Source organism: Thermoanaerobaculia bacterium (assembly GCA_035717485.1).
Taxonomy (GTDB): domain Bacteria; phylum Acidobacteriota; class Thermoanaerobaculia; order UBA5066; family DATFVB01; genus DATFVB01.
Genome location: DASTIQ010000030.1, coordinates 1 through 11,578 on the forward strand (window position 1 = coordinate 1; position 11,578 = coordinate 11,578).

Annotated in this window: 8 protein-coding genes; 7 read left to right on the plus strand and 1 reads right to left on the minus strand. The window is 70.7% G+C overall.

The window, feature by feature from the left end:
- A partial coding sequence (locus VFS34_01290) for an aromatic amino acid lyase (GenBank protein ID HET9793065.1) occupies positions 1-986 on the plus strand: 986 nt, incomplete at its 5' end.
- A complete protein-coding gene (locus VFS34_01295) occupies positions 986-2,800 on the plus strand; it encodes a radical SAM/SPASM domain-containing protein (GenBank protein ID HET9793066.1) in 1,815 nt (604 codons plus the stop codon). The genes VFS34_01290 and VFS34_01295, both read left to right, overlap by 1 nt.
- A gap of 487 nt (positions 2,801-3,287) precedes the next feature.
- On the opposite strand, the gene VFS34_01300 is transcribed toward VFS34_01295, so the two are convergent.
- Positions 3,288-3,434: a hypothetical protein gene (locus VFS34_01300; GenBank protein ID HET9793067.1), complete on the minus strand. Its 147-nt coding sequence runs from the start codon at positions 3,432-3,434 to the stop codon at positions 3,288-3,290.
- A 61-nt stretch (positions 3,435-3,495) separates the two neighbouring features.
- Here VFS34_01300 and VFS34_01305 point away from each other — a divergent pair, with 61 nt between their 5' ends.
- From VFS34_01305 to VFS34_01325, 5 genes are all read left to right on the plus strand, one after another.
- Positions 3,496-4,116 carry a hypothetical protein gene (locus VFS34_01305; protein HET9793068.1) on the plus strand — a complete coding sequence of 207 codons (621 nt, stop codon included), beginning with the start codon at positions 3,496-3,498 and terminating at the stop codon, positions 4,114-4,116.
- Between the two features lie 69 nt (positions 4,117-4,185).
- A complete protein-coding gene (locus VFS34_01310) occupies positions 4,186-5,319 on the plus strand; it encodes a hypothetical protein (protein HET9793069.1) in 1,134 nt (377 codons plus the stop codon).
- A 44-nt stretch (positions 5,320-5,363) separates the two neighbouring features.
- Positions 5,364-7,025, plus strand: a complete 1,662-nt coding sequence (gene hutU / locus VFS34_01315) for a urocanate hydratase (GenBank protein HET9793070.1) — start codon at positions 5,364-5,366, stop codon at positions 7,023-7,025.
- On the plus strand, positions 7,022-10,171 hold the full coding sequence (locus VFS34_01320) for an ATP-binding protein (GenBank protein HET9793071.1): 3,150 nt from the start codon (positions 7,022-7,024) through the stop codon (positions 10,169-10,171). The genes hutU and VFS34_01320 overlap by 4 nt, the downstream gene beginning before the upstream one ends.
- The gene (locus tag VFS34_01325) at positions 10,168-11,574 is read left to right on the plus strand and encodes a hypothetical protein (GenBank protein ID HET9793072.1); all 1,407 of its coding nucleotides are present in this window, start codon (positions 10,168-10,170) and stop codon (positions 11,572-11,574) included. The genes VFS34_01320 and VFS34_01325 overlap by 4 nt, the downstream gene beginning before the upstream one ends.
- Positions 11,575-11,578: the final 4 nt, after the last annotated feature.

An 11,578-nucleotide genomic window follows, 5' to 3' on the forward strand; every position in this document is an offset into this window, starting at 1 on the left:
GCGCGGCACGGCTCCGCCCGGTCGAGCTCGGTCCGAAGGAGGGGCTCGCGCTCGTCAACGGGGTGCAGATGACGTGCGCCGTCGGCGGTCTCGCGCTCGCGCGGGCGCTGCGGCTCGTCCGGATCGCGGACCTCGCCGGGGCCATGTCGCTGGACGCCTCTCGGGGGAGCGACACCGCCTTCGATCGGCGGATCCTGGCGGCGCGGCGGCACCCGGGCGCGATCGCGTCGGCCGCGAACCTCCGCAAGCTGATGGCGGGGAGCGCGATCCGCGAGTCTCACCGGAACTGCGGCCGGGTGCAGGACAACTACGCTCTCCGCTGCATGCCCCAGGTCCACGGGGCGGTGCGCGACGGCCTCGAGTACGCGCGGCGGGCGATCGAGATCGAGATGAATTCCGCTTCGGACAACCCGATGGTCTTCGCGGGAGCCGGCGAGATCCTCTCGGGCGGGAACTTCCATGGAGCGCCGGTCGCGGCGCCTCTCGACCTGGCCGCGATCGTCCTGACCGATCTCGCCTCGATCTCGGAGCGGCGGCTCGAAAAGCTGGTGAACCCGTCGCTCTCGGGGCTCCCCGGATTCCTGACGGAAGAGGGGGGCGTGCAGTCGGGGTTCATGCTCGCCCAGGTCACCGCGGCCGCGCTCACGTCGGAGTGCAAGGTGCTCTCGCATCCGGCGTCCGTGGATTCGATTCCGACGGGCGCGGCGAAGGAAGACCACGTGTCGATGTCGCCGATCTCCGCCCGAAAGCTCGCCGCGGTCGTCGAGAACGTGACGCGCGTCCTCGCGATCGAGATCCTCGCCGCATGCCAGGCGCTCGACTTCCTGAAACCCCTGAAGAGCTCCCCCGCCATCGAGGAAACGCGCCGGATCGTTCGCCGGAAGGTTCGGACGTGGACCTCGGACCGTTTCATCGCGCCGGATCTCGAAGCGGGAGCCCGGCTCGTCGAGACCGCCTTTTCCGGGATCCTCGCGCGGCTGGAGTGATGTCGGAAAACCTCCTCGACCGCAAGCGCGAGGCGATCGCCTCGTTCGTGGAGTTCGCCGACGGAGGACCGTCGCCCCGCTGGCCCCTCGAGATCTACCTCGAGATCAGCAACGTCTGCGATCTCCGCTGCGTCATGTGCACCCGCTTCTCGGCGTTCAACCCGGCGAGGAAACAGGCGATCTGGGACGTCGATCCCGGGTTCCTCGACGCGAGCGGCGCGGCGGAGACGCTCCGGCCGCTGCTGGAGCGGGCCCTCGTCGTGCACGCCTTCGGCTACGGCGAGCCGACGATCCATCCCGACTTCCCCGGCTTCCTGTCTCATCTCTCGCAGTTCGAGGTGCTGATCGACTTCTTCACGAACGGCATGCACCTGACCGACGAGCTCGCCCGCCTCCTCGTCGACCGCGCGATCCATCACCTCACCGTCAGTTTCTCCGGGAGCACGGCGGCCGAATACGAGTCGGTCTACCAGGGAGGGAACTTCGAGAAGGTCCTCGCCGGGCTCGATCGGGTTCGCGAAGCGAAGCGCGCGGCGGGAAAGGCCTTCCCGGGGGTACGGTTGAACTCCGTGACCTTCGATCACCACGTCCGCTCGCTGGACCGCTTCGTCGAACTCGCGGCCGCGCACGGCGTCGAGAGCGTCGAACTGACGCGGCTCCTCGAACACACCGCCGTGGTCCCGCAGCTCGGAGGGCACGCGGCGAACCTTCGTTCGCCGGAGATCCGCGACGCGATCGGCCGCGGGAAGGAGGCCGCGGCTCGCCTCGGGATCGAGCTCGCGCTCCATCCGATGATCGAGGCGGAGCTCGCTCTCCCCGAGGAAGGCGGGGCGCCGGGCGGTCCGCCCGATCGCCTTCCGCTGGAGGAGTTCCCCGCCGCGGCCCGGGCCCTGCCGGTGTTTCCCCCGTCGCGGGAGAACGGGCCGATCGCTTCGGCCGTGGATCTCGACCGGTGGGGGATCGACGAGATCCGGCGGCGCCTGCGCGTCCGGGAGTACGCGCAGGGAGAGGCTCCGTTCTACTGTCTCGAGCCGTTCAAGACCTTCTACCTGCGGCGCGGCGGCCAGGTGAAGACCTGTTGCTACATGAACGACGAGGCGCCCGGGCTCGGCGACATCCGCCGTTGGAGCGGCGAGCAGATCTGGTCGGGCGCGGCGTACGAGGTCTTCCGCGGGGCGGTCCGCAACGGCCAGTACCCGATGCTCGCGTGCGAGCACTGCCTCGAGCGGCGGCAGGCTCCCGGAAGCCACGGAGTCGACCAGATGCTCCGCGACTACGCCTCCTGGCATCCGAAAGCGAAGGGACGGCCGTTCGACGAGCGAACGATCGGAAATCTCGCGACGGCGTGGGGATCGAAGATCGTCGCGCGATCGTTCGATCGCGGATCGCGCGCCGCGACGGCTCCCGGAGCGGGGGAGCGGGTCGCCAAGGTTCTCGCGCGGCTTTCGGAGGACCCGCTCTGGTGGTCGCTCGTCGAAGGGTGGGTCGATCACGCCTCCGCGGCGGGGGTCGCGGGATGGGTCTATTCGCCGCCGTTTTCCGATCTGCGCTTTCCGGTCACGGTGTGGGCGGGCGATCGGAAGCTCGCCGAGGGGATCGCGGACATGCTCCGCGCCGATCTCGCCGAAGGGGAAAAGGGGGACGGCCGGTACGGATTCGCGTTCCCGATGCCGTTGACGGAAGCCGAGGCGCGCGCCGTGCGTGTCGAGCTCGGCAACACCGGATGCGTGCTCGAGAGGATCCCCGCGCTCCAGGGGGAACGCACGAGCCGGCCGCCGGCGGATCCCGTCGCGGCGGCGAACGATACACGGTAGCCATCCCTCGCCGGGCAGCCCGACTCCACGGAAACGGCGAGCATTCCGTACACCCATCGTGTTACACGCGACGAGTGCGATCGATTTCGCCGGTTGATCCAGCTGGATCACGCCGGACGCCCTTCGCGAGAGGAGAATCGCCGTATGCGCGCGGCCAATCGACGAAGCAATTTTCGGATAGCGCCCGGTAGGACACGGGTCGAATGAAGAGAGCCGCTCGCCTCGGCGCCGTCCTTTGCCTTCTCCTTCCGGTTCTCCCAAGCCGGACTGCCTCCGCCGGACGCGCGTGGACGGAAAGCGGCCCGTCCGGCGCGGCTGCGCTGGCGGTCGATCCCGCCGATCCGCGGAGGGTGTTTGCGGCGGTTCCGTCCCGCGATGGGGCGGCAGCGGAAATCTTCGTAAGCCCCGACGCCGGCGCGACCTGGCGGGACGTCGGTCTGGCGGCCTTCTCGCTCACGAAGATGGCGGCAGCGCCGTCGGGAGTGATCTACGCCGCGGGATTCGAGGCCGAATCGGGGGAATTCAGCTTGCCGGTCGCGGCGATCTGGAAGTCCGTCGATTCGGGGGTGAGCTGGCGTGCGGCATACCGATCCCGATTCTGCAGCAATGCGGAAATCTTGGCCGCGAGCCCCATCGATGCATCGTTCGTGTACGCCGGCGTCAACATTGTCTGCCACGGGTTCGGAGGCGCTCTTATGAAATCCGACGATGGGGGCGCGACATGGAATGACGTCTCGCCTCCGCTTCCGCCCGATCCGCCGCTCGAAGACTTTCAGCCGGTCGCGGGCCTGGCTGTCGCGCCGAGCGATCCGGGGGTGCTCTATCTCCTCCAGGGCGCGGGTTGGCGAAGCGACGACGCCGGGGCGAACTGGATGCCGCTGGCCATTCCGGGCGATGCGTTCGGCAGCGGCTCCGGATTCGACGCGCTCGCGGTCGACGCCGGTTCTCCGTCACGAGTGTATTCGAGCGATGGGCATCAGGTGTTTCGAAGCCTCGATTCCGGATCGACGTGGCAGGCGACGCCGCTTTCCGGCGACATCCGGCAGCTCCTGACGGATCCGACGGTTGCCGATGTCGTCGTCGCAAGATCGGAAACGGAAGTCTTCGTTTCGTCCGACGGGGGAACGACGTGGCGGGCGCTCCCTCCCATCGGCGTCACGATCGACGACCTCGCGGTCGGCGGCGGAGAGATCTACGCCGCGACCGGCATGGGCGTGTTCACGTTCCACGACGTCCGGGTGATTCCCTCGGCTCCCGACCAGCCGGCGCCGGCGACGCGGCGTCTCGCTGCCGGTCCATCGGCGGGGGAGCGGTGAGGGTGGAGTGTTCCCCGTTTCCGCACTCGTTCACTCGATGATCGCGGCGTGGGCGTCGTATATCGAGGCATGAAAATCAGGAGCTCGGTCTTCCTCGCGATGATCTTCATCGGCGCCGCGCCGCTCCTCGGAGCCGCTCCGTCGGATGCCTGGCTTCCGACGGCGCTCACGGTTCCGGTCCAGGACGTTGCGATCGCCCCTTCCGACAGCCGGGTCATGGTGGCCGTCGGTTACGGATCCCTCGATCTTTTCCGCACGGTCGATCGCGGAGCCTCCTGGACGGCGATGGCATTCCCGCGCAGCGAGATCCTCGAAGGGGGAGAGACGGGGCTCGTCCTCGTCCGGGGTGTCGCGATCGACCCCCGGGATGCCGCCGTGATCGAGGTCGCGGCGATCATCGAGCCCCCCGCGACTCCGCAGATTCGACCGGATCTCGGAGCGGTGTATCGCACCCGCGACGGCGGAGCGACGTGGGAGATCGCCGGAAACACGATCTTCCCGCACCTGATCGAGCAGGTGATCTTCGCGCCCGGCGACCCTTCCTTTCTGTACGCGGCTGGCGCGGAACGGGGGACGTTCGGCGTCTACCGAAGCCGGGACCTCGGCGATTCCTGGGAGGCCGTCACCGGCGGGCTGCCTTCGGACGTCTGGAGCGTGGGACTCGCCGCCGATCCGTCCGCCCCGGGCCGCCTGTTCGCCGCGATCTACGGGCTGGTGGGACAGGGTCTCTACCGGACCGACGATTCGGGGGCGACCTGGTCCGGTCCTCTCTTCGGCTACGGCGCCGTCTCCGTCTCCGCGGACTCCTCCGTCTATGCGCGAACCGACGGCGTCTGGAAGAGCACGGACGCGGGAGCGACGTGGCGAAGGGCGGACCATGGCCTGCCGCCGGACGTCGACAACGCGATTCCGGACCCCCGGAATCCGAACCGGCTCTTCATCGGCTCTCTTCGAAACGGAGTCTTCTCCAGCGTCGACGCCGGAGAGAGCTGGCGGCCCTTCCCGAGCACCGGCCTGCCGCCGCCGCACATCGGCGGACTGTCGGGGCTCGTCAGTCCCGGCTATTCCCTGGCGATCGCTCCCGACGGGTCGTATCTGGCGGCGCCCTCCTGGTCCGGTCTGTTGATCCATCCGCTGCCGCCCCCGCGCCGGATCGCGCCCGTGGCGCCGGAGTCGGCGCCGGTCGTGACCCGTCCGCGCTGAGGCTCCGCGCGCGGACCCGAGAGCCCTTTCGCTACAATAACCGCATGACCGCCGTTCATCCGGCCGTGCGCGCGGCTCGCGGCACCGCGCTGCGGGCGAAATCCTGGCTGACCGAGGCGCCGCTCCGGATGATCGAGAACAATCTCGATCCCGAGGTCGCCGAGAAGCCGGACGAACTGATCGTGTACGGAGGGTCGGGCAAGGCGGCGCGCGACTGGGAATGTTTCGACGCGATCACCCGGACTCTCAAGCGCCTCGAGACCGACGAGACGCTCCTCGTTCAGTCGGGAAAGCCGGTCGGCGTCTTCCGCACCCACCCGAACGCCCCGCGCGTCCTGATCGTCAATTCGATGCTCGTCCCGGCCTGGGCGACGGGAGACGAGTTCCGCCGGCTCGAAGGCCTCGGCCTGACGATGTACGGCCAGATGACGGCGGGGTCGTGGATCTACATCGGCTCGCAGGGAATCGTGCAGGGGACTTTCGAGACGCTCGCGGAAGCGGGGCGGCAGCATTTCGGGGGCAACCTCGCGGGCCGCCTGTTCGTTTCCGCGGGGCTCGGCGGGATGGGCGGCGCCCAGCCGCTCGCCGCGACGATGAACGGGGCGACGGCCCTCCTCGCGGAGGTCGATCCGGGGCGGATCGAAAAACGGATCCGGACCCGGTATCTCGACGCGTCGATCGCCGACCTGGACGCCGCGATCGATCGCGCCCTCGCCGAACGGGACGCGAAGCGCGCCGTGTCGATCGGCGTCGAGGCGAACGCCGTCGACCTGCTCGAACGTCTGCTCGCTCGCGGAATCGTTCCGGATCTCCTGACGGACCAGACTTCCGCGCACGACGAACTGACGGGTTACGTGCCGCACGGAATGCCGTACGCGGAGGCGCTGCGCCTTCGCGACGCGGACCCGGCGGAGTACATCCGCCGCGCGAAGGCTTCGATGGCCGCGCACGTCCGGGCGATGCTCGCCCTCCGGGAGAGAGGCGCCGTCACGTTCGACTACGGCAACAATCTCCGGGGCCAGGCCAGGAGCGCCGGTGTCGCGAACGCCTTCGACTTTCCCGGATTCGTGCCGGCGTACATCCGGCCGCTCTTCTGCGAAGGCAACGGCCCGTTCCGCTGGGCCGCGCTGTCGGGGGATCCCGAGGACATCCGGACGACCGACCGCGCGCTCCTCGAGCTCTTCCCGGAGAATGCGACGCTTCGCCGCTGGCTGACTCTCGCCGAGGAGAGGATCGCCTTCCAGGGTCTGCCCGCGAGGATCTGCTGGCTCGGGTACCGCGAGCGGGATCGGGCGGGCGTCCTGTTCAACGAGCTCGTCCGGACGGGCCGGGTGAAGGCGCCGATCGTGATCGGGCGCGATCACCTCGACGCGGGCTCCGTCGCCTCGCCGAACCGGGAAACCGAGGGGATGCGGGACGGCTCCGACGCGATCGCCGACTGGCCGATCCTGAACGCTCTCCTGAACGCGGTTTCGGGCGCGACCTGGGTCTCGGTCCACCACGGAGGCGGCGTCGGGATCGGCTACTCGATCCACGCGGGCATGGTCGTCGTCGCCGACGGGACTCCCGAGGCCGAGGAACGGTTGCGCCGCGTCCTGACCAACGATCCGGGAACCGGCGTCATGCGGCATGCCGATGCGGGGTACGAGAAGGCGATCGAGACCGCTCGGCGGCGCGGACTGGATCTGCCGATGTCGCGCGAGTGACGCCCGCCCTCTTTCTCCTCCTCTCTCTCGCCGCTTCGCCCTCGACCTCCTCGCCCGCCGTCGCGAAGCGCGCGGCGGAGCTGCGGCGCGGCTGGGAAGACCTCGACGCGCGGGCGCACGTATTCCTGAACGCGCCCTCCGTCGCTTCCTCCATGCGCGGCGGGGGAGTCGCGGTGGACCGCGGGGCTCTCTTCGCCGCCGCCGCGGCAGCACTTTCGGGGGGCCACCGAGGATTCTCGCTCACCCTCCTGGACCCGACGGGCGACCCGATCGCCTGGGCCGGGCGCGCGCCGACGTTCTTTCCGACCGGCGATCCCTCCGGCGCGATCTGGTCGGCCGAATCGGTCGTCTTCTTCCGGACGCTCTCGTTCTCCTTTCCACCCGAAAACCGGGCGGGGACGCTGGTCGAGGCGTGGCGGGTTCTCCGCTCCTCGCCCGGAGTGCGGCTGGCGCCGGACGGCCGAATTCCGTGGAACGCCACGGGCGTCGCGGTCTGGGGAGGCGTCGACCCGGCACCGCTCGATCCCGCCTCGCAGCGCCGCCGGATCGCGGAGCGGATCTTCGTCGGAGGCGCGTTCGTCCTCCTCGTCCTTTCGCTCCTCGTCCCCGCGCGCCCGCGCCGAGGGGGCGGCCCGGGCGGCGCCGGCGTCCGCCCGGCGATCCGCGCGAGCGTCGCCCTCTCGTGGGGCACGGCGGGAGTCGCCGCTCTCGTTTCGCCGGCATTGAAGCTCGAGCCGGGCGACTACCTGCGGGAGGGCGCGGTGATCGCGGGCTTCGCCTTCTCGGCCGCCGCGGCCGCCCTGTTCGCCTGTTCGACGGGGAGAGCGCGGTCGCTCGTCCTCCCGGCGTTCCTCGCGATCGGAGGCTTCCTCGCCGGAACGCTCTCGCCGAGCCCCGTGGGCGTCGCGGTCGCTTTCGCGGCGGCGCTCGCTGCGATCCTCGCGGGAGGTCCCGCGGCCGCGCCGGCCCGGGTCTTTGCCGCCGCGGCGCTCGCCTCGACCGCGCTTTTCGGCCCGCTCGTCCTCTTCCGGCAGGAGCGCGCGATCGCGAATCGGGCGGCGGAAGTCTCGGCAGCCGTCCGCGCCGGCCGGAGCCCGTCGCGGGCGGCCGCCCGGGCCGCCGCGGCCGTTCCCGCGGAGATCGCCCGGACGGCGGGAGGCTTTCGGGGGGCGCGACAGCAGGATTTGACCGACCTCGCGTTCGCGATCTGGAAATCGACGGGTCTCGCGGCGGAGGCGCCCGTCTCGGGGATCCGGCTCTGGCGCGAAGGAAGGCTCGTTTCCCGGTTCAGCTCCGGGACCGGGATCGAATCGGAGGCGACGGCGAGCGTCGGCGGAGAGACGGTCCCGGTCGAGAGGCGCCGGATTCCGGTCGCGCCCCGCCCGGAGTTCGCGCCCGGGGAAGCCCCGCTCGAGGCGGAGATCGAGACGGCCGACTGGCCGTCGTGGAGACCGCTCCCCGAGCCCCTTCGCGCGTACCACGATCTGCTGCTCGGCCTCGAGGCGCCGCCTCCCGCGGAGCCGCCCCGCACGTCGGAACGGTTCCTCGAAAGCCTGACGGCCGCGACCGCGGCGCTGATCGCGATCATCGCGCTCGCGGCCCTGGGTGCGGCGATCCTGCTGATCTCGGGGGGCCGCCGCGTGCACCTGCGTCCGCTGACGTTCCGGGGACGGATCACCGCGCTGTTCACGGCGCTCGTCATCGTGCCGTTCCTCGCCGCGACGATCTACATCCGCCACACGCTCGCGACCCGGCTTCGGCGGGAGACCCTCGCTCACGCGCAGACGGCGCTCGAAACGGCGCGCACCGTCCTCGACGACTATCTGTTCGCCGCCGGGACGTCCCCGGGCCGCCGGCAGCTGATCGACGACGACCTGCTCGCCTGGATGGGAAAGATCGTCGGCCACGACCTGTCGATCTATGCGGACGGCCGGCTCTTCTCCACGAGCCGCCGCGAGCTCTTCGCGTCGGGACTCCTCCCGGAGAGGATCGACGGCGACACGCTCGGGAAGATCCTCGCCGCCCCCGCCGGTTTCGTCGTCGAATCGCGGCGCGTGATGCACCGCCCGTTCGATCAGGTCGAGGCGGCGCTGGCGTCGATTCCCGGGCGGCTCGCGTTCACCGGCCCGGCGGTGCTCTCGATCCCCCTTCTCCCCGAGCAGCGCGAGACGGAAGAGGAGATCGCGCGGCTCTCGGCGAGCCTGATGCTCTTCACGCTCGCGGTGTTCGGGGTTTCGCTCCTCCTCGGAGCTCGGACGGCGTTCCGCGTGACGGGCCCGATCGGAGACCTCGTCGAAGGGACCCGGGCGGTCGCCCGCGGAGAGACGCCTGCCGTGCCGCTCCCGGCCGATGCCGAACTGAAGAACCTGGTGGAGGCGTTCCTCTCGATGGCGGCGACGCTCGACCAGCAGCGGGACGACCTCGCCCGGGCGCAGAGGCTCCGCGCGTGGGCGGAGATGGCGCGGATCATCGCGCACGAGATCAAGAATCCGCTGACGCCGATCCGCCTGTCCGCCGAGCACCTCCGCGAGGTCTGGAGGCGGGGCGACCCTACCCGCGACCAGGTCCTCGAGGAGTGCGTGGCGAACATCCTGCGCCAGACGGAGTCGCTCCGCGGAATCGCGGCGGAGTTCTCCGATTACGCGCGTCTGCCGGAGCCGCACCGGGAGAGCGTTCCGATGAGGCCCCTCGTGGAAGGCGTCGTCTCGGCGTATTCGGCGTCGCCCGGGATTTCCTGGGAGATCGACGTTCCGGGCGTCGAGGCCGTCGCCGATCCGCGGCTCATCGCGCGTGCGCTCACGAATCTCGTCGCAAATGCGCGCGAGGCGCTCGGCGAGGACGGCGGAAGGATCGCCGTGCGCCTCGTGCCCCGGGACGGGCGGTGGGTCTTCCGCGTCGAAGACGACGGACCGGGAGTGTCCCGCGAAGACATGGGCAAGCTCTTCGAGCCGTACTTCTCGTCGAAATCCGGGGGGAGCGGGCTCGGCCTCGCGATCGTCCGCAAGATCGCGGAGGAGCATGGCGGCACGGCGCGGGCGTTCCGGCTCTCGCCTCGCGGCTTCGCCGTCGAGTTCGACTTCGCCGATTCGGCCGCCGCGGCCGACGACCCGGTGGGCGGACCCCGGGTCGCGAGTCGCGAGTCATGAAGCGGGAACGGGCTCTTCTCGTTCTGATCCTGGCGTCGCTCGTCCCGGGGTGCCGGCGCCGGATCGGTGAAGCGCGCGTCCTTCCTTCGCCGATCTCGATCGAGCTCTCGGGACCCGCCGGCGCGCCGCCGGGAGAGCTCGCGCCGCGCCTCGCCGCGATCGGAGCGTCGTCGTTCTTCGTGCCTGCCGTCGCGGCCACGGCCGACGGGGAAACGGCTTCGTTCCGCGCGCTGCCCGTGCCCGCCGGTCCTTTTCCGGGCCGCGTTTATCTCGAAGTGTCCGGCCGTGGGGATTTCGATGCGGCCCTCGCGCGGGACCCCGTCCGCGCGGCCTCGGACCTGTGGCGCGCGCTCGAGCCCGCGACGCGGGCCGCCCGGAACGTCGCCGGAGTCCATCTCGCGTGGCGAGTGTCGCGCTCGGCAAAAGGGGAAGCCGTCGTCCTGGCGGAGGTCCGGCGCCGGATCTCCGCCCGCTGGACGGTCTCCGCCGCGATCGCGTCGCGAATTCCCGAAAAGAACCGGAAGGGATGGCAGGCGGTCGCCCGCAACGCGGACTTCCTGGTGGCGGAGATGTTCGGACGCGGAGAGGACGCGGATCCGGCCGGGTTCGTCTACTCGGCCTCGCTCGCGGACGCGGCGGGACTCCGCGTCCCGGTGTACGCGGGGTACGCGCCGCAGGGATGGGGCGTGCTGCGGTCCTCCGCGGGGCAGGCGCGATCGATCCTCTCCGATGCCGCGATCAACGAACTCTCGGAGGACCGGCGATTCGACTTCTCGTTCGGCGACGTCCTCTCCGATCCCGACGAGAACGTCTACGTGTTCTCGCCCCTGCGCGCCGCGGTCTCCCCCCGGTGGGACGGCCCGGCGCGGCCGGGGGACACGATCACGTTCCGCGAGAGGAGGACGGGCGACTTCACGAGGGCGCTCGCCGAGGGCCGGGCGGCGCCGGGAAAGGTCGTCCGCATCGCGACGTTCGAGGAAGACGGCCGATGGAACGGCCTGGGCGTCCTCGAAGACGTGCTGCTCGGGCGTTCGCTCGAGCCGAAGCTGGTGTTCTCGCGTGCGGGGGAGGGAGACGGCGCGATCGTCGTCGTCAACGCCGCCGCGGAATCGTCCGACCTGTCGCGGATCAACACGTGGTTCGACGTGACGGTGCGCGGCGCCCGGATCCTCGACGTCCGTCCGGGGGATTTCGACCGGTTCCTCTTCCTCGACGAGCGCGGCCGGCCGGTGGTCGCCCCGCGCGCCCGCACGATCCGCTTCTTCGAGAGCTTCATCGCGGCGGGCGAGTCGATGAGGACGGGACCGATCCGCCTGTCGGGCCGGGCGCAGCTGAGCGTCGCGGCGCACGTCGCGACGCTGGACGGGAACACGCTCACGACACCCGACACCCCGCTCGAGTAACCGG